This is a genomic window from Microbacterium sp. F2E (genome assembly GCF_020905435.1).
In the GTDB taxonomy this organism is placed as follows: domain Bacteria; phylum Actinomycetota; class Actinomycetes; order Actinomycetales; family Microbacteriaceae; genus Microbacterium; species Microbacterium lacticum.
This window is the reverse complement of record NZ_JAJJIB010000013.1, coordinates 1-17,733: the sequence shown is the minus strand read 5'-3', so window position 1 is coordinate 17,733 and position 17,733 is coordinate 1. Positions and strand designations below refer to the sequence as shown.

Annotated in this window: 20 protein-coding genes and 1 pseudogene; 9 read left to right on the top strand and 12 right to left on the bottom strand. The window is 72.0% G+C overall.

The genetic code is table 11. The features are described from left to right. Positions 1-22: 22 nt before the first annotated feature. Positions 23-862, bottom strand: a complete 840-nt coding sequence (locus LOK55_RS10500; RefSeq protein ID WP_229935323.1) for a sulfurtransferase — start codon at positions 860-862, stop codon at positions 23-25. A gap of 110 nt (positions 863-972) precedes the next feature. On the opposite strand from LOK55_RS10500, the gene LOK55_RS10495 reads away from it, so the two are divergent. After that, positions 973-2,616, top strand: coding sequence for an MFS transporter (locus LOK55_RS10495; protein WP_229935322.1), 1,644 nt, complete (start codon positions 973-975; stop codon positions 2,614-2,616). Positions 2,617-2,632: 16 nt separating this feature from the next. On the opposite strand, the gene LOK55_RS10490 is transcribed toward LOK55_RS10495, so the two are convergent. The 3 genes from LOK55_RS10490 to LOK55_RS10480 all read right to left on the bottom strand — a co-directional run bounded on the left by LOK55_RS10490 (position 2,633) and on the right by LOK55_RS10480 (position 4,978). Continuing rightward, on the bottom strand, positions 2,633-3,238 hold the full coding sequence (locus LOK55_RS10490; RefSeq protein WP_229935321.1) for a PadR family transcriptional regulator: 606 nt from the start codon (positions 3,236-3,238) through the stop codon (positions 2,633-2,635). Between the two features lie 110 nt (positions 3,239-3,348). Beyond that, entirely contained in the window at positions 3,349-4,422 is a 1,074-nt protein-coding gene (locus LOK55_RS14280) for an FUSC family protein (RefSeq protein WP_229935320.1), read from the bottom strand. Between the two features lie 40 nt (positions 4,423-4,462). Beyond that, complete coding sequence (locus LOK55_RS10480) at positions 4,463-4,978, bottom strand: hypothetical protein (protein ID WP_229935319.1); 516 nt, start codon at positions 4,976-4,978, stop codon at positions 4,463-4,465. A gap of 82 nt (positions 4,979-5,060) precedes the next feature. Between LOK55_RS10480 and LOK55_RS10475 the strand changes: the two genes are divergently transcribed. Further along, positions 5,061-5,762, top strand: coding sequence for a GTP pyrophosphokinase family protein (locus LOK55_RS10475; RefSeq protein ID WP_196384577.1), 702 nt, complete (start codon positions 5,061-5,063; stop codon positions 5,760-5,762). Between the two features lie 120 nt (positions 5,763-5,882). After that, on the top strand, positions 5,883-6,545 hold the full coding sequence (locus LOK55_RS10470) for a DUF1992 domain-containing protein (RefSeq protein ID WP_229935318.1): 663 nt from the start codon (positions 5,883-5,885) through the stop codon (positions 6,543-6,545). Between the two features lie 53 nt (positions 6,546-6,598). Here LOK55_RS10470 and LOK55_RS10465 read toward each other — a convergent pair whose 3' ends face one another. The 3 genes from LOK55_RS10465 to LOK55_RS10455 all read right to left on the bottom strand — a co-directional run bounded on the left by LOK55_RS10465 (position 6,599) and on the right by LOK55_RS10455 (position 9,830). Continuing rightward, positions 6,599-7,600, bottom strand: coding sequence for a Gfo/Idh/MocA family protein (locus tag LOK55_RS10465; protein WP_229935317.1), 1,002 nt, complete (start codon positions 7,598-7,600; stop codon positions 6,599-6,601). A gap of 77 nt (positions 7,601-7,677) precedes the next feature. Next, positions 7,678-8,832, bottom strand: a complete 1,155-nt coding sequence (locus LOK55_RS10460; RefSeq protein ID WP_229935316.1) for a cystathionine gamma-synthase — start codon at positions 8,830-8,832, stop codon at positions 7,678-7,680. Then, positions 8,829-9,830 (bottom strand): pyridoxal-phosphate dependent enzyme, encoded by a 1,002-nt coding sequence (locus tag LOK55_RS10455; RefSeq protein WP_229935315.1) that lies wholly within the window; start codon positions 9,828-9,830, stop codon positions 8,829-8,831. The genes LOK55_RS10460 and LOK55_RS10455 overlap by 4 nt, the downstream gene beginning before the upstream one ends. Positions 9,831-10,039: 209 nt before the next feature. Between LOK55_RS10455 and LOK55_RS10450 the strand changes: the two genes are divergently transcribed. Further along, positions 10,040-11,338 carry an O-acetylhomoserine aminocarboxypropyltransferase/cysteine synthase family protein gene (locus tag LOK55_RS10450; protein WP_374107650.1) on the top strand — a complete coding sequence of 433 codons (1,299 nt, stop codon included), beginning with the start codon at positions 10,040-10,042 and terminating at the stop codon, positions 11,336-11,338. 82 nt (positions 11,339-11,420) lie between these two features. Further along, the gene (locus tag LOK55_RS10445; protein WP_229935313.1) at positions 11,421-11,996 is read left to right on the top strand and encodes a flavin reductase family protein; all 576 of its coding nucleotides are present in this window, start codon (positions 11,421-11,423) and stop codon (positions 11,994-11,996) included. A 338-nt stretch (positions 11,997-12,334) separates the two neighbouring features. Here LOK55_RS10445 and LOK55_RS10440 read toward each other — a convergent pair whose 3' ends face one another. Next, positions 12,335-13,198, bottom strand: a complete 864-nt coding sequence (locus LOK55_RS10440; protein ID WP_229935312.1) for a sulfurtransferase — start codon at positions 13,196-13,198, stop codon at positions 12,335-12,337. Between the two features lie 134 nt (positions 13,199-13,332). Between LOK55_RS10440 and LOK55_RS10435 the strand changes: the two genes are divergently transcribed. Continuing rightward, complete coding sequence (locus LOK55_RS10435; RefSeq protein WP_229935311.1) at positions 13,333-13,683, top strand: hypothetical protein; 351 nt, start codon at positions 13,333-13,335, stop codon at positions 13,681-13,683. 7 nt (positions 13,684-13,690) lie between these two features. Here the strand turns inward: LOK55_RS10435 and LOK55_RS10430 are convergent, their stop codons facing one another. After that, on the bottom strand, positions 13,691-14,017 hold the full coding sequence (locus LOK55_RS10430; RefSeq protein ID WP_196323483.1) for an ATP-dependent DNA ligase: 327 nt from the start codon (positions 14,015-14,017) through the stop codon (positions 13,691-13,693). A gap of 39 nt (positions 14,018-14,056) precedes the next feature. Beyond that, positions 14,057-14,350, bottom strand: coding sequence for a hypothetical protein (locus LOK55_RS10425; RefSeq protein ID WP_196323484.1), 294 nt, complete (start codon positions 14,348-14,350; stop codon positions 14,057-14,059). A gap of 147 nt (positions 14,351-14,497) precedes the next feature. Here LOK55_RS10425 and LOK55_RS10420 point away from each other — a divergent pair, with 147 nt between their 5' ends. Further along, positions 14,498-14,653 carry a hypothetical protein gene (locus LOK55_RS10420; protein WP_170214286.1) on the top strand — a complete coding sequence of 52 codons (156 nt, stop codon included), beginning with the start codon at positions 14,498-14,500 and terminating at the stop codon, positions 14,651-14,653. Positions 14,654-14,695: 42 nt separating this feature from the next. Here the strand turns inward: LOK55_RS10420 and LOK55_RS10415 are convergent, their stop codons facing one another. Beyond that, the gene (locus tag LOK55_RS10415) at positions 14,696-15,823 is read right to left on the bottom strand and encodes an acyl-CoA desaturase (protein WP_229935310.1); all 1,128 of its coding nucleotides are present in this window, start codon (positions 15,821-15,823) and stop codon (positions 14,696-14,698) included. A 116-nt stretch (positions 15,824-15,939) separates the two neighbouring features. Between LOK55_RS10415 and LOK55_RS10410 the strand changes: the two genes are divergently transcribed. Further along, positions 15,940-16,857, top strand: a complete 918-nt coding sequence (locus tag LOK55_RS10410) for an ROK family protein (RefSeq protein WP_229935309.1) — start codon at positions 15,940-15,942, stop codon at positions 16,855-16,857. A gap of 38 nt (positions 16,858-16,895) precedes the next feature. Further along, on the top strand, positions 16,896-17,465 hold the full coding sequence (locus LOK55_RS10405; RefSeq protein WP_229935368.1) for an NmrA family NAD(P)-binding protein: 570 nt from the start codon (positions 16,896-16,898) through the stop codon (positions 17,463-17,465). A 135-nt stretch (positions 17,466-17,600) separates the two neighbouring features. On the opposite strand, the pseudogene LOK55_RS10400 reads toward LOK55_RS10405, so the two are convergent. Then, a pseudogene (locus LOK55_RS10400) lies at positions 17,601-17,733 on the bottom strand (HNH endonuclease); the annotation flags it as partial.

Sequence of the window (17,733 nt, the reverse complement as noted above, 5' to 3'; positions counted from 1 at the left end):
GTCTGCTCCTTCGCGGGCCGGGTCAGGGGCGGTCGCCGGTGGCGACGGGGCGGCCGGGGGTGTTCGACCACTGGCTCCACGATCCCGGGTAGAGCGCGGCGTCGTAACCCGCGACGGCGAGCGCCAGAATCTCTTGCGCGGCGCTCACACCCGATCCGCAATACACCCCGACGGCCCCGTCACCGACGCCGAGCGCGGTGAAACGGCCGCGCAGGTCGGCCGAGCTGCGCAAGCGGCCGTCGGGACCGATGTTCTCGGTCGTCGGCGCGCTCACCGCCCCCGGAATGTGCCCCGCGCGAGGGTCGATCGGCTCGGTCTCGCCGCGGTACCGCTCCCCCGCGCGGGCGTCGAGCAGCACACCGTCGGCGCCGGCGGCGAGCGCCGCGGCCTCGTCGATCGTCAGCTGCGGCAGCTGCCCCGGGTGCAGGGTCGCCGTGCCGGGCTCGGTCGTCTCGTCGCCCGAGGCGACGGCGAGTCCCGCGGCACGCCAGGCGGCCAGGCCGCCGTCGAGCACGCGCGCGTCGATCCCGGCGTCACGCAGCATCCACCAGGCGCGCGCCGGTCCGAACCCCATCGCATCGTCGTAGACGACCACGGTGTCGCCGTCGTCGATCCCCCAGCGACGAACGGATGCCTCGAACGCCGCCGCGCTCGGCAGCGGATGCCGTCCCTCGGCCGGCTCGCCGTGCGCGGCCAGATCTGCGTCGAGGTCGGCGAACAGCGCACCGGGGATATGCGCCTCGCGGTATGCGTCGCCGCCGTGCGGCCCGCCGAGCCGCCACCGCACATCGAGCACGACGGGCGCCCGCCCGCTGCGCATCAGCTCATCGAGTTCGGCGGAGGTGGTCAGCAGCGCAGTCATGCCCCGACGCTACCGCCGAACGGGCGCGGGCGGAGCGCGCATCCGAGCTCCATCCAATGAGGTCTGACCTCAGGCTGTACATCTTCGCGTCGAAGGCGCATACTTTCAGCATGACTGAAGCTCTTGCCGCGACGCCCGCCTCCGCAGATGCGGCCGGCGCTCCCCCGCGCCGCGCCTGGATCGCCCTCGGCGTGCTCGCCGCGGGGCTCGGGATGATCGTGCTCGACGGCACGATCGTCGGCGTCGCCCTGCCTGACATCATCGGCGATCTGCACCTCGATCTGACCGAGGCGCAGTGGGTCTCGAGTCTCTACGCGGTGCTCCTCGCCGCTCTGCTGCTGTCGACCGGCAAGCTCGCCGACCGCTGGGGGCGAAAGCGGCTCTTCCTCATCGGCGTCGCCGTGTTCGTCGCGGCGAGCGCCTGGGCGGCGAGCGCCGACTCGGGCGCCGCGCTCATCTCGGCACGTGCCGCGCAGGCCGTGGGCGCCGCACTGATCATGCCCTCGACGCTCTCGACCGTGAACGCCACGTTCCGCGGACGCTACCGCGCCGCCGCGTTCGGCATCTGGGGAGCCGTCATCTCGGGCGCCGCCGCGATCGGCCCGCTCGTGGGCGGGGCGCTCACCCAGTACGCGTCATGGCAGTGGGTGTTCTTGGTGAACCTGCCGCTCGGCGCCGCGATCTTCGCGCTCGGCGTGTGGGTCGTGCCCGAGACGCGCGGCTCGGGCTTTCGCCGCGGCGCCGACGTCGACGGCGCGCTGCTGTCGGCGATCGGCTTCGGCACGCTCGTCTTCGCGATCATCGAAGGGCCCGACCTCGGCTGGTGGACCCCGAAGGCGGACTTCTCGATCGGCGGCTGGGTGTGGCCGAAGACCGCCGCCGTCTCGATCGTGCCGGTGTGCCTCGCGGTCGCCGTGATCGCGCTCACCCTGTTCGTCGTGTGGGAACGCCACCGCGAGCGCGTGCAGCGCGATGCCCTGCTCGACCTGTCGCTGTTCCGCCTGCGCACCTTCTCGTGGGGAAACCTCACCGCGGCGACGGTCGCGGTCGGCGAGTTCGCGCTGATCTTCGTGCTGCCGTTGTACCTCACGGCATCCGTCGGACTGACGATCATGCAGACCGGTCTCGTGCTGGCCGCCATGGCGATCGGCGCGTTCGCGTCGGGCGCGGCGGCACGCCACCTCGCCGCGCGGTTCGGCGCCCCCGGTACCGTGATGATCGGCTTGGCTCTCGAGGTGGTGGGCGTGCTCGCCCTGACGCTCGTGGTCTCGGCGTCGGCCTCGGGGTGGCTGCTCGCCGTGCCGCTGGTCGTCTACGGCCTCGGGCTCGGCCTCGCGTCTGCCCAACTCACCGGCACGGTGCTGCGCGACGTGCCGGTCGCCGTCAGCGGACAGGGATCGGCGACCCAATCCACCGTGCGCCAGATCGGCTCGGCCCTCGGCACCGCGCTCGCCGGCGCCGCCCTGTCGGTCTCGCTCGCGCTGACTCTGCCGCGCGCGCTGGCCGACGGCGGGGTGAGCGAGCCGCTCGCGACCCAGCTCGCCGAGACCACCCGCGTGTCGGCGGGCACGATCATCACCCAGCTGCGCGCGCAGGGGACGGCCAGCAGCCTCGGAGCACAGACGGATGCCGCGGTGCAGGCGCTCGCGTCGGGTTTCGCCGAGGCGACGCGCTGGTCGCTGCTGGTTGCGGCGCTCTTCCTCGTGCTGGGTCTCGTCGGTACCGTGCGCCTGCGGAGCATCGACCGGCACTGAGCCGCTCCGCGCGGGGCTACGCCGGGGCGCCCGCGCCGACCTTCGCGGGGCGCCCGCGCTTGGGCTTGTCGCCCGATAGGGCGAGCGCCATCGCGTGACGCGGGTGCGCGGCGAGGCGCCCGGCAGCATGATCGATGAAGCGCACCTCGGCTTCGGCGGCGAAGACCATGGACTCGTTGACGAGCGACCAGGCGAGCGCTTCGGGGCCGTCGGGGTCGGCGCCGGGGTAGGCCGCGCGGCGCAGCTCGTGCAGGTGCGCGAGCGAGGCCACGCGCTGCGCATGGAGGACGTCGGCGACATCGACCCCCGGCAGGGTCGCGGCGACGGCGAGCTTGATCGCCAGCTCGTCGCGCGTCCCGCCCGAGCGCGAGACGGGCGACGCGAGCCAGCCGGCCACCTCGGCCGACCCTGCGGCCGTGATGGCCCAGTAGACATGCCCCTCGGCATCCGGCTCGCCCTTTTCGACGAGTCCGTCACGCTCGAGACGCTCGAGGGTGTTGTAGATCTGGCCGACGTTCAGCGGCCACGTCGAGCCCGTGCGGCGGTCGAACTCGGCGCGCAGCTGGTAGCCGTAGCACGGCCCCTGATCGAGGATCGCCAACAGGCTCTGGCGCACCGACATCGCTTCTCCGCTCCCGAATCCGGCGCACGGCCCGGAATCTGATTTTCGAGTATATGCATACCGGGTATGTCGAGCGGTGCCCGGGCGGCTCGCCGCCGGGTGACGCTCGCTCAGTCGAGCCGCAGGCGCACGGCGAGCGCGGCCGCCGTGCCGATGGCGGCGCCGACGAGAGTGTCGACGACCCGCTCGAAAGCGAGGGGTATCGAGGCGGCATCCCCGGTCGCGGCGCCGATGATGAGGAGCACGAGCGGGGTGATGAACACGAGCGCGAGCGCGTAATGCCGCACGACGACCAGTTCGATCGCGAACTGCAGCAGGCCGAGCACGACGCCGAGCGCCCAGACCGGCAGGGGCAGAAAGGCCAGCACGAGGTAGAGCGCCGCGCCGACCAAGGTGCCGGCGGTGCGATGGATGCCACGCGTCGCGGCGTCGCGGCGGTCGACCGGCATGCCCACCACGGCGAGGCCGCTGCAGACGATCCAGTACGACCGGTGGGGATCGACGATGACCGCCGCCGCGACGCCCACGACCGCGACGATCGCGGCGCGGGCGGTCAGCGTGCGCGCGACGGCGCCCCAGCGCCGCGGGAACAGTTCGCGCAGCGCCCGCGCCGGCTCGCGGCGGTAACGCGGCATGACGAGCGGCACCGCGACGAGCAGGCAGGCGAACACCGACGAGCCGGCGACGACCGCGAGGTAGACCCAGGGATCGACGTCGCGCACGCCGTCGCGCAACCCCGTCACCTGCGCCGACAGGCCGAAGACGAGCACGAAGAAGATCGGCCCGGGCGGGCCGAGCGACACCCAGCCGACGGCAGCGGCGGATGCCACGGTCAGCACGAGCACGCCGACGAGCACCACGGCCGAGCCGCCGCCCGCGGCGAGCACGCCCGCGGCCGCACACGCGAAAAGCGCCAGAGAGACGAGCGGGGCGAATCTCGCGCGCTCGCGCGGTCGCAGCCACCCGCCGTAGATGACGGTGAACGCGCCGGTCGCCGCCAGCAGCGCCAGCCGGTCGTAGCCGAGCGCCGCGAGCACCACGATCGGCACCGTCATCGCGAGCGCCGCCTGCAGCGCGAGCGGCCAGCGCTTTCCGCGCGCGGGGCCGAAAGTGCGAAGGCTCTGCGCGACGTGCCGGGCCTCGGCGCGCACCCGCTCGGGCAGGGTCGGGTTGTCGGCGCTCACCGCTCTATTCTCCCGCGCGGCTGTGGCGCGCTGGTCCGGTTTACAGCGCGGGCACCGGCCCGCGCGCGCCGACGCCCGCGCCCGCTCCCGCACCGCGCGCACCGCGCCGGGCCGCGACGACCGCGAAGACGATCGCCCCCGCGGCCGCGACGGCGCTGACCGCGCAGAGCACCAGACCACCGGGCGCGTGGTCGCCGCCGCTGATGCCATAGGCATCCGCCAACGACATGCCCGGAATGAAGGCCGCCCCGAAGTAGCCCAGCGCCCCGGCGGCGATCACGGCGCACACCGCCGCACCGCACCAGACCGCCGAGAGACGGCCGAGCGCGGCGATCACGACCAACGCCAGCGCGAGCACCGGCCCGACGAGAAGCGTCGCCAGCACCGACCAGGGGCTGAACGCCTCACCGGTGTCGTCGAGATGGCCCGAGATCTCGACGAGGCTCGCGCCCGGCACCGCCGCGAGCGGGTTCCAGACGAGAATCTGCAGCGCCGCGACGGCGGCGTAGAGCACGACGGCGAGACCTCCCAGCACGGCGACGGTCACGGGCTTCATCCCCTGAAGGTATCGCCCGCTCGCGGCGAGCGGTACCGGCATCCACAGCGCTCCCCAAGACGTCGTGGGTACGGTCGAAGGCATGGATGCCTCGGCTGAACCCTTGTCTGTCGTGACCGGCGACGGGGTGTCGACCTTCTCCCCCGACCAGCTGCGCGCGATGCGCGACGAGTTCCAGCGGTTTCTGCTGGAGTACCAGTTCGGGCTGCGCGAGGTCGAGACCAAGCTCGGCATCTTGCGCGACGAGTTCTTGCTGATGCACGAATACAACCCGATCGAGCACGTCTCGAGCCGCGTCAAGACTGCCGACAGCATCGTCGACAAGCTCGGTCGCAAGGGCATCGAGCCGACGTTCGACGCCATTCGCGCCGGGATCACCGACATCGCCGGCATCCGCGTCACGACGAGTTTCACGAAAGACGCCTACCGCCTTTTCGACCTCCTCACGGCGCAAGACGACATCGCGGTGCGCGAGGTCAAGGACTACATCGCCGAGCCCAAGCGCAACGGATATCAGAGCCTGCACGTCATCGTCGAGGTGCCCGTGTTCCTCTCGTCCGGCCGCGTCGACGTCGCCGTCGAGGTGCAGTTCCGCACCATCGCGATGGATTTCTGGGCGAGCCTCGAGCACAAGATCTACTACAAATACGCCGGCGTCGTGCCCGACGGGCTACTCGCCGAACTGAAAGAGGCGGCCGACTCGGCGGCCCTGCTCGACGCCCGCATGGAACGCCTGCACAGCCAACTGCACGGGCCGCGGCAGCCCTCGATCCGCGCGGTCTGATCCGGTCGGGGTTTTGTCGGCGCGTATGGTCGTCACCTGACGCGATAGCGACCAGATGCGCCGACAAGTCCGCCACGAGCTCCCCACCCCGCGGCCGCGGTCACGTCATAGCCTGGAGCCATGAGCGAAGACCCGCGCCTTGAGGCGGCACGCTACCGGATGGCCCGCATCGCCGCGGACGACGAGGGTGCGGATGCCGAGGCGGGCGCCGCCTCACGAGAAGCGGATGCCGAGGCATCCACCCCGCCGGCTGCGGTGCCCGCCGCCCCACCCGCGCGGAATGCGCACGAGCGGGCGCTGTATGTCGAGACGGCGATCCAGCAGGCGATCCGGCGCGGGGAGTTCGACGATCTGCCGGGAGCGGGCAAGCCCCTCGAAGGCCTCGGCGATCATCATGATCCGGACTGGTGGATCCGCCGCAAGATCCAGTCGGAGCAGCTCACCGGGCTCGGCCCGCCCGCGCTGCTGCTGCGCGGCGAGCACGCCGAGTTCGCCGCGCGCGTCGATGCGCTGACCCGCGAGAGCGACGTGCGCGAGTACGTCGACGACTTCAACCGGCGCGTGATCGACGCGCGGCGGCAGTTGCAGGGCGGGCCGCCCGTCGTCACGCCGACGCGTGATGTCGAGGCCGAGGTCGCCGCCTGGCGCGAGCGGCGCCGCGCGCGCCCTGCGGCGCCGGGGTCGGGGTCTGAGGCCGGGTCGGGGTCTGAGGCGTTGGGCCGGGCCGGCGATGCCGCGCGCCCCCGGAAACGATGGCGCATCTGGCCGGTTCGAGACACCTGAAGCGACGAGCTGCGCCATCGAATCCCGCGCGCCGGCGCCTCAGCGTCGCGCGCTCACCCCAGCGCGGCGCGCCACTGCGCGAGCAGGGCGGCGGTGGCGCGGGTGTCGGTCCAGGGCATCTCGGGCACCTCGGTGCGGCCGCTGCGCAGTGCCGCGATCGTCGCGTCGGCTTCGGCGGCCATCGGGCTGACCGTCGCGGTGTGCAGGTGCTCGTCGGGGCGGCCGGGGCGGCGCAGCACGGCCGCGTCGGTCGAGGCGACGCGGCTGCCCCACACGTTCGGGATCTCGAGTTCGCCCCGCGTGCCACGGATGACCGCCGTGCGCGGCAACGCCCGCGTGATCGAGGTCTGCATGTGCGCGCAGATGCCGCCGAGGTCGAGGGTCGCCGAGGCATCCTCATCGACGCCCGTCTCACCGATCACGCCCGTCGCACTCACGACGGTCGGTATGGATGCCCCGAGCCGCCCGGCCCACGCGGCCACCCCTACCGCGAACGACACCGGGTAGCAGCCGGCGTCGAGCAGGGCGCCGCCGGCCAGCGCCGGGTCGAAGAGGCGCGCGATGCCGCGGTCGGCCGCGAACCCGATGGATGCCTCGACCTCGACGATCTCGCCCAGGTCGCCGCCCGCGACGAGCTCGCGCATCAGGTCGGGGAACGGCCCGAACCGGTACTTGAAGGCCTCGACGAGGGGCAGCCCGGCGGCCTCCGCCGCGGCGAGGACCTCTTCGGTCTCGGCCACGTCGATGCCGAGGGGCTTCTCGCACAGCACAGCCTTGCCCGCGGCGAGCGCGGCGAGACTCAGCTCGCGATGCGACGTGTGCACCGTGCCGATGTACACAGCATCGACGTCGTCACGGGCGAGCACCTCGTCGTACGTGCCCGCCGCCGCTCCGGGAAAGTCGGCGGGGACCTCGTCTGCGAACGCCCGGGCACGACCTGCATCGCGCGCGCCGACCGCTCGCAGCGTGCCGAGCTGCGCCGCCGGCAGCGCCCGCAAGAAGTCGCTGCTGATTCCGCCGGCGCCGAGAACGGCCCACCCTGCCTTGTCGCTCATGCCTCCACGCTAGAGGCGCGCTGCGTTCTCCGCCGCCGGGGCGTTCCCCTTCACCGAGAAACCTTGGCCGCCCCGCGTCAGCGCGCGAGCGCCTGCTCCACGTCGGCGAGAAGGTCGGCCTCGTCTTCGATGCCCACCGAGAGGCGCACGACCTCGACGGGCACCGCGGCCTCGGTGCCACGGACCGAGGCGTGGGTCATGGCATCCGGGTAGTTGACGAGCGACTCGACGCCGCCGAGCGACTCGGCGAGAGTGAACAGACGCGTGGATTCAGCGAAGCGCCGCGCCGCCTCGCCCGATTCGAGCGCGACCGAGACGATGCCGCCGAACCCCGACATCTGCCGCGCCGCGAGCGCGTGGCCCGGGTGCGAGGAGAGGCCCGGGTAGTACACGCGCGCGACGCGTTCATGCCCCTCGAGGAATGCGGCCACCGCCGCGGCGTTCTCGCTGTGCCGCTGCATGCGCACGGCGAGGGTCTTGATGCCGCGTGTCGTGAGCCACGCGTCGAGCGGACCCGACACGGCACCGACCGCGTACTGCAGAAAGCCGATCTTCTCGGCGAGCGCGTCGTCGTTCACGATGAGCGCTCCCCCGACGACGTCGGAATGCCCGCCGAGGTATTTGGTGGTCGAGTGCACGACGACGTCGGCACCGAGGGCGAGCGGCTGCTGCAGCGCCGGCGTCGCGAACGTGTTGTCGACGACGACGAGGGCGCCGACCGCGTGCCCGATCTCGGCGAGGCCGGCGATGTCGGTGATCCGCAGCAGCGGGTTCGACGGCGTCTCGACCCAGACGATCTGCGGCGGCGCGGTCTCGACGGCGGCGCGCACGGCGTCGAGATCGCTCATGTCGACGACGCGCAGGCGCACGCCCCACGGCCCGAGCACCCGGGCGAGCAGCCGGTAGGTGCCGCCGTAGACGTCGCTGCCGAGCAGCACCTCGTCGCTGGGTGCGAGCGCGGCGCGCAGCAGCGTGTCTTCGGCGGCGAGCCCCGACGCGAACGAGAACGCGTGCGCCCCGCCCTCGATCGCGGCGACCTGGGCCTGCAGCGCGGTGCGCGTCGGATTTCCGCTGCGCCCGTACTCGTATCCGCCGCGCAGCCCGCCGATGTCGTCTTGGGCATACGTCGTCGAGAAATGCACCGGCGGGATGACGGCGCCGGTGGCGCCGTCGGGCTCCTGCCCGGCGTGCACGGCCAGGCTCGCGAACCCGCGGGCGGTGTGGCTGGTCATGAGCGTGCTCCTTCGGCGATGGGGTCGGTGACAGCGTCGGTGTCGAGGTGGATGCCTCGGGCCTCGAGCCACGCGTCGTCGTACAGTCGCGACAGGTAGCCGCGGCCGTGGTCGGGCAGCAGCACGACGACGACCGCGTCGGCGGGGAGGTCGCGCGCGACGCGGAGCGCCGCGACGACCGCCATGCCCGACGATCCGCCGACGAGGAGACCCTCCTCGCGGGCGAGGCGCCGGGTCATCGCGAAGCTCTCGGCGTCGGAGACGCGCTCGTAGCGGTCTACGACGGAGGGGTCGAACGTGTCGGGGTAGAAGTCCTCGCCGACGCCCTCGACGGCGTAGCCGTGGATCGGTCCGCCGGAGTAGATCGAGCCCTCCGGGTCGGCGCCCACGACGACGGCCTCGCCCGCCGTGGCATCCTTCAGAAAGCGTCCCGTGCCGCTGATGGTTCCGCCCGTGCCGATGCCGGCGACGAAGTGGGTGACGAGCCCGTCGGTGTCGCGCCAGATCTCCGGGCCGGTCGTCTCGTAGTGCGCGCGCGGCCCGTTCGGGTTCGCGAACTGGTTCGGCTTGAACGCCCCGGGGATCTCGCGCGCGAGCCGGTCGGAGACGCTGTAGTACGAGTCGGGATGCTCGGGCGGCACGTTCGTCGGCACCTCGACGACCTCGGCGCCGTAGGCCCGGAGCACCGCGGTCTTCTCGCCGGTGAACTTGTCGGGCACGACGAAGATCATCCGGTAGCCGCGCTGCAGGGCGACCAGGGCGAGTCCGACGCCGGTGTTGCCGCTCGTCGGCTCGACGATCGTGCCGCCGGGGCGGAGTTGCCCGGATGCCTCGGCGGCGTCGATGATCCGCGCGGCGATGCGGTCTTTCGCGGAGCCGCCGGGGTTCAGGTACTCGACTTTGGCGAGCACGGTCGCGCGCGTTCCGGCGGCGACGTCGTTCAGACGGACGAGCGGGGTGTTTCCGACGAGGTCGGCGATGTGCGAGGCGTAGCGCATGGGATGTCCTGGGGTGAGGCCGCGGGCGCCGGCGGAAGAGCGGGCGCGCGAGCTGCGGCGGGCTGTCGGGGTCGTCGAAGGGAGCCGGAAGGGCTCAGCGACAACAGCGACAGGTCAGCGACACGCGCCCAGCGTAACCCACCGGGCCGGATGCCGCGAGTGTTACGTCTCCGGCGTCACCGATCGACGACCCCGCCTACTCTGTGGGAGTGAGTACGAACCCCGACGAGTTCGGCTTCGACACCCGGCAGGTGCACGCCGGCGAAGCCGAGGAGCGCAACCACCGCGCCCGCATCACCCCGATCTACCTGACGGCGGCGTACCTGTTCGACGACTTCGCCGAGGCCGAGGCGCGCTTCACCGGCGCCGAGGAAGGGCAGCTCTATTCGCGGAACCTGAACCCGACGCACCAGGTCGCCGAGCGGCGCATCGCGTCGCTCGAGGGCGGCACGGGGGCGATCGTCGTGGGCTCGGGTCAGGCGGCGATCTCCGCGCTGCTGCTGGGTCTCGCCGGCTCGGGCGAGCGGCTCCTGTCGACCGCGAGCATCTACAGCGGCACCCGGATCCTGTTCGACCGCACGTTCGCCCGGCTGGGCGTCGCCACCGACTACGTGCGGGACCCCTCCGACCGGGCCGAGTGGGAGCGGCTGATCCAGCCCTCGACGAAGGCGATCTTCGTCGAGACGATCCCGAACCCGAAGAACGACCTCGTCGACGTCGCGTTCGTCTCCGAGGTCGCGCGCGCCCATGGCATCCCGCTCATCGTCGACAACACCGTCGCGACGCCCTACGTCATCCGCCCGTTCGAGCACGGCGCCGACGTCGTGGTGCACTCGTCGACGAAGTTCCTCACCGGCCACGGCGCCGCACTGTCGGGGGTCATCGTCGACGGGGGCTCCTTCGACTGGCAGGGCACGACGCGCCGCTACCCGGGGATCACCGACCCGGTCGCCCCCGGCAAGCACTCCTACGCCGAGGCCTACGGCCCACGCGCGCTCGAGGCCTACCTGCGCTTCGGCATCGTCAACGACCTCGGGGCGGCGCTGTCGCCGGTGAACTCGTTCCTGCTGCAACAGGGCATCGAGACCCTCTCGCTCCGCATGCGCCAGCATCTCGCCAACGCCGACGTGATCGCCCGGTGGCTCGCCGAGCACCGGGCGGTCGAGAGCGTCGACTACGCGGGGCTCGAGTCGAGCCCGTACCACCGGATCGCGCTGGAGCGCTTCGGCGGCCACGCCGGGTCGGTGTTCGCGTTCACGGTGCGCGGCGGACGCGCGGGCGCCGAGCGTTTCTTCGACGCGCTGCAGCTGATCAGCCGCATGACGAACATCGGCGACGTCCGCTCGATGGCCCTGCACCCGGCGACGACGACGCACGTCTCGTTCTCCGCCGAAGAGCGCGAGCGCCTCGGCATCACCGACGGGCTCATCCGGCTCTCCGTCGGCATCGAGACGGCGGATGACCTCATCGCCGACCTCGACCGGGCTCTGGCCGCCGCGGTCGAGTGAGCGCGGGGGCCTGCGCGCGCCGCATGTCGCCATGTTGCGATCGGGCGCGCACGCGATCGTCGATCTGCCTAACGTCGGGGCTATGAGCACACCGCAGCCGCACCGTCGCCCCGACCTCGCCTCCCTCGCCGTCGAGGGCGCCCCGGCGGTGTCAGCCGACGCGTTCAAGGCGTTCTTCCGCGGTCACCCCGCGGGCGTGACGGTCATCACTGCGATCGGCGACGACGGACCGGTCGCCCTCACCGCCTCGTCGGTGTCGTCGGTGTCGGTCGACCCGCCGCTGCTCATCTTCTCGATCTCGAGCCTCTCGTCGGCGACGCCGACCCTGCGCACGGCGCCGACGCTGGTCGTTCATCTGCTCGACGCGGACGACCTCGACATCGCTCGCCTCGGCGCGACGAGTGGCGTCGACCGCTTCGCCGACCGCTCCGCGTGGTCGAGCCTCACGACCGGAGAACCCGTCTTCCACGGCGTCCGCGCGTGGGCGCGGTGCGCGGTGATCAGCCGAATGGATGCCGGCGCCTCGACCGTGATCGCCGCGCAGGCCCTGCAGGGGTCGATCGCCCGCGACATCGACGACGTCGGTGACGAGGGCGGCGCGCTCGTCTACCACAACAGGCAGTGGCACCGCCTGGGCGCGCACTCCCTCATCGACTGAGCCTCGGCGCTCGCGCCCGGCCACTGTCCCGGGTGCCCGCGCGCGGCGGCACCGTCGCGCAGGGGCAGACGCGTCGCCGCTGAGTATCGGCGCCCGCGCTGTCCCCCGCGCTGCCGTTCAGCTTCGAACGCGACGACTACCTCCAGATCCTCGGCGACATCGCCGGAGCCCTCGCCCCGCGCCTCGGGTGGCGCCCCGCCGCGGCCTGACTCGGCTCCTGTCGCGCCGCGCGTGGGGTTGACTCCTGCGCAGCAGTGACGGGATACCCGTGACTCAAGCCGCAACAACTGCCCACAAGTCACCTCGGCCCGCCGCGGAAGCGAGAAGCGCGGGCGGGTTCACCAGCCGCGGAAGGCGTCGCCGGGGGTCGGGCCGACGGCGACGGGGCGCCCGCGCGTGCGCGACCACTGGCTCCACGATCCGGGGTAGACGCGGGCGTCGACCCCGGCCTGCGCGAGCGCGAGTGCCGAGTGCGTCGACGCGATGCCGACGCTGCAGTAGAGCACGATCTCGCGAGTCAGGTCGACGCCGCCGACGCGGAGCACGGCGCGGATCTGCTCCGGTCCGCGCAGACGCCCGTCGCGGTCGATGTACGACACGGTCGGGATGTTCACCGCCCCCGGAATGTGTCCTGCGGCCGGGTCTGCGCCGGCCGAGCTTCCGCGATAGTGATCCGGCGCGCGCACGTCGATCAGGGTGCCCTCGAGCGGCGCGCGCGCCGCGTCGTCGATCGTCGCGACGCCGTCATCCGAGGCATCCGTCGCCCGCAGTCGCACGCGACCGGTCGGCGCCACGCGGTCGCCCGATTCGACCGGCAGTCCCTGCCCCACCCAGGCGCGGATGCCTCCGTCGAGCACGCGCACGTCGACGCCGTGCCGGCGGAGCAGCCACCACGCCCGCGATGCGGCGACGCCGTCGTTGTCGTCGTAGGCGACGACGAGGTCTCCGTCGTCGAGACCCCAGCCGCGCGCCGCGCGCTCGAGTGCTGCCGGGTCGGGAAGCGGATAGCGGCCGTCTTCCGGGTGACCGACGCGCGAGAGCTCGCGTTCGAGGTCGACGTAGACCGCCCCGGGCAGGTGAGCGGCGAGATACGCGGGCCGCCCCTCGGGCTGATCGAGCCGCCACCGCACGTCGAGCAGACGCACGGGGCGCTGCGCGGCGAGCGCCGCACGCAGGCCGGGAGCATCGACGACGTGGGTCACTCCCCCAGCGTCGGGCCGACGCCCCGCCGGTCGGAAGGCGAGGCGACACGTGACGCAACACGGCGTAAGACGGCGTCGCACGAGCGCGACCCCGCCTCCCACCGCCACCCTGGAAGTCGATTTACAATTCTGGCGTGGGAACCATCTACTACGGAGGGTCGGCGACGCCGATCCACATCGAGGACCGGGCGCTGGCGCACCTGAAAGTCGTCATCGCCACCAAGCTGCGCCGCGGGGAGAGCTTCACGGTCTCGTGGCAGCACCTTCCCGACGAGCCGCGGGGGCGGAGCACGATCTGGCTGCACCCGTCGATCCCGCTGCGCTTCGTGTTCGACGACCTCGAGCCGGCCGAGCTCAGCCGATCGTGGATCGAAGATCTCGCGCAGTCGGCGAACTCGTCGGGCGGGATCACCCTGGTCTCCGAGCACATCGACCCGGACGGCGTGGAAGACGAGTCGCCGCAGGCCGTCGAGGTCGCCGACTGACCGGCGCTCAGCCGGTCATGACCTCGCCGGTATAGGCGCCCTCGGGCTCGGGCACGATGTGCAGCCCCGCCGTCGAGTTCGCGGCGTGGGTGAGCGCCTCGAGCCACGCGCGATTGAGCGCGGGCTGCCGACTGCCGTGGTACTTGTACACGAGCGACGCGTTGGGGTGCAGCCACACCGTGGTGCGTCCGTCGCCGAGACTCGGGTCGTTCCGCCACGTGAACGGGAACGGCTCGCCGCGCCGCAGCTTCTGCGTGATGACGACCTGCAGGTGCGCCAGCACCCGGTCGTCGAGGTCGACCTTGACACTGCCGTCGTAATTGAACCTGCCCACGCCTCTACCGTAGCCGGTCGATCAGCACGCCAGCATCCCTCAGCGCAGCACCTCCGCGCCGCGCAGGGCGTCGGCGCGCCGCGTGATCTCGTCGAGAGCGAGATCGGCGCCGCCGACCGGCGCCGCCAGGGCGACCGGCGCGTCGACGACCGCCATGAGACCCGTCCCCCCGAGCAGCAGCGAGCACAGGGTGGGCGACCCGTCATGGATGCTCGGAAACTCGACGATATCGGCGGTGCGGCGTTCGATCAGAACGCGTGCATACGACAGCACCGCGTCGGCGATGTCGTCGGTCGTCAGGATGCGGTGGCCTCCGATCAGGATGTCTTTCATGGCTGCGCCCTCGTGTCTCCTCCGCCTGCGTTGCGTGTCTTTCCACTACTGAATCGGATGCCACGCGTACAGAGCGAGGGGTTGACAGATGCCGTTCCGGCTGTCAACCCCTACGCACCGTCGGACCGACGGGGAGAGAATCGAGGCATGACACTCGCCATCATTCTTCTCGTCGTCGCCATCGTGCTGATCCTTCTCGGCGTCTTCGTCGAGGCGGCGAAGTTCCTGCTGTGGATCGGCCTGGTGATCCTGATCATCGCGATCATCGCGTGGCTCATGCGCGTCGTGAAGCGCAACGCCTGACCCGACGGACGATCCCGCCGCGCCTGCGCCCGATGTCGGCCGTCAGGCGCGGCGGTACTGCCCCACCATCGGGCAGTCGAAGGGGTCGCGCGCCGCGAGACCGACGCGGTTGAGGTAGTCGATCACGATCGCGTACGACCGCCACAGGCTGGTCTCGGTGTAGGGCACGTCGTGGGTCTCGCAGAACTCGCGCACGACGACGCGCACCTTCGACAGGTGCGGGCGCGCCATGCTCGGAAACAGGTGGTGCTCCACCTGGTAGTTCAGCCCGCCGAGGAGCGCCGTCGCCCACCATCCGCCGCGGATGTTCCGCGACGTTCGCACCTGCTTGCTGAAGAAATCGAGTCGCGCGCCTTCCGCGATAATCGGCATGCCCTTGTGGTTCGGCGCGAACGACGCGCCCATGTAGACGCCGAAGACGGCGAGTTGCACGCCGAGGAACGCGAACGCCATGCCGACGGGCAGGAAGACGAACAGCGCCCCGGCGACGATCGCGAAACGCGCGCCGATGAGGGCGAGCTCGACGCCGCGCCCCTTCACGGGCTGCCGTGAGAAGAGGTGCCGCAGGCCGAGAGCGTGCAGGTTCAGCCCTTCGAGCGTCAGCAGCGGGAAGAACAGCCAGCCCTGACGCCGGGTGATGAGGCGACGGATGCCTCGTGCCTGCGCGGCATCCTCCGTCAGGAACGACACGGTGTCGACCTCGATGTCGGGGTCTTTGCCGACCCGGTTCGGGTTGGCGTGGTGGCGCGAGTGCTTCGAGTCCCACCAGGCGTAGCTGATGCCGACGACGCCGGCCGCGAGGATGCGGGCGAGCCGGTCGTTCGCTCTGCCCGAGGAGAGGATCTGCCGGTGCGCGGCTTCGTGGGCGAGGAACGCGACCTGCGTGAGCACGACTCCGAGCGCCGCCGCGATGAGCAGCTGGAACCAGCTGTGGCCGAGCAGCACGAACCCCGCGATGCAGCCCGCGAGCGCCAGCACCAGGGCGGCGCCGACGAGCGAGTAGAACACCGGAGCACGCCGCAGCAGGCCGAGCTCTTTGGCGACCTGCGAGACCTGGGTGTAGGCGCGGGCGACGGGCGGGAACGTCTCGGCTGTCGCGTACGTCTGTCGGATGGGCCCCATCGTCGAGGCCGGGGCGGCGGACGAGGAGCGGAGAGCGACGGCGGTCATATGCGGATCCTTCGGCGACTTTGGACGAAGCCAAAGGCGGATGCCGATCGCTGGGGCCGACACTACGCTGAGAGCCATACCGCAACCGGCATGCCCCGCAACCTCGGAAGGCTCTCATGACACTCGCTCTCGCGATCGATCTCGGCGGCACCAAGGTCGAGGCGGCTCTCGTCGACGAGACGGGTCGGATCGTGGAGGGCTCGCGCACGCGGGAGGCGACGGGCGCGGCGGCGGCCGCCGACCGGGATGTGCTCGTGCGTGCCGTGGCATCCGTCATCGCGCGCTGCCGCGCGCTGCCGGAGTGGGCGTCGGTGTCGGCCGCGGGCATCGGCTCGGCGGGGCCGATCGACCTCGCCGCGGGCACCGTCGCCCCGATCAACCTCCCCGCGGTGCACGGGCTCGCCCTCGTCGACCTCGTGCGGCAGGAGTCGGGACTCGATGACGTGACCCTCCGCCTCGACGGCACGTGCATCGCACTGGCCGAGGCGTGGCTCGGTGCGGCGCAGAGCGTCGACGACGCGATCGTGTTCGTCGTCTCGACGGGCATCGGCGGCGGCATCATCTCCGGCGGGCGGCTGCTGGCGGGAGCGTCGGGGAATGCCGGACATCTGGGGCAGATCGTCGTCGCCGAGATCGAGGGGGATGCCTCGGCGTCCACCGTCGAGCAGCTCGCGTCGGGTCCGCACATCGTCGCGTGGGCGCGCGCGGAGGGCTGGGACGGGTCGACCGGCGAGGAGCTCGCCGACGCGTACCGCCGGGGCGATGCGCTCGCACGGGCGGCCGTCGCGCGCTCGGCGCACGCGATCGGGGTGGGCCTCGCGAACGCGGCGACGCTGCTCGACCTCGAGCTCGCCGTCGTCGGCGGCGGGTTCTCGTTCGTCGCGGAGGACTTCACCGCGCAGATCGAGGCGTCGGTGCGCGCGGCGGCGGTGAACGGCTACGCGGCGCGGCTGCGGGTCGTGCGCGCGGGGCTCGGCGGCGACGCGCCGCTGATCGGCGCCGCGGCGCTCGTGCACCGCCGCGACCTGCTCTGACACGCGCCGCACGCGCGACCCCTGGCACCCAGTGATCGATCGACCGAGACAGGCAGAAGGAACGGGAATGGGCAAGCGAATCCTCATCATCGCACCACGCCGTCGAGGAGTATCTGCGCACGCGCGATGCGCCGTATACCTTTCTGCGGCCGAACTTCTTCATGCAGAACCTGTCGACGACGTATCGCGACGGGATCCGCGACCGCGACGAGATCTTCCTGCCGGCCGGTCGGGCGTTCACCGCCTTCATCGACACGGATGACATCGGTGCGGTCGCCGCGGCAGTGTTCACCTCACCCGGGCACGAGCGGCGCGCGTACACGCTGAACGGCGAGCAGACGCTGACCTACCGGACCGTCGCGCGCATTCTGAGCGACGTGCTGGGGCGTGAGATCCGGTACGCCCGTCCGACGGAGGCGGAGTACCTCGACCGGCTTCGCACCGACGGCTATACCGACGATTACATCACCGTGCAGAAGATGATCTATCGGATCGTTCGCCTGAACGTCTCGGCGCTGCCCAACCGGATGGTGCGCCGCTTGACGGGTCGGCCCGCGACGACCTTCCGCCAGTTCGCCGAACGCGAGCGGAGCGCCTGGGAGCGCTGACGCGCGCCGGGCGGTAGCGCGGCACGGACGTCGTGGTGCACGGATGGCGCGGTGGGCGCTCGCGAGCCTCGCGGTGCACGGTCGGCCCCGCGCCGGGCGCGGGCGCACCGCCGGTGCGGTGTGTGACTGCTCGGCTCAGAACGGTGGTGGTTCGTCGGTTGCGGTAGTGCTGGTGGATGCCGGGGTGAACGCGACGGGTGGGGCGGGGGCGTCTTCGCGGTAGATCCGTCCGGTGGGTGAGGTCCATTCGAGGACCCCGCCGGGGAGT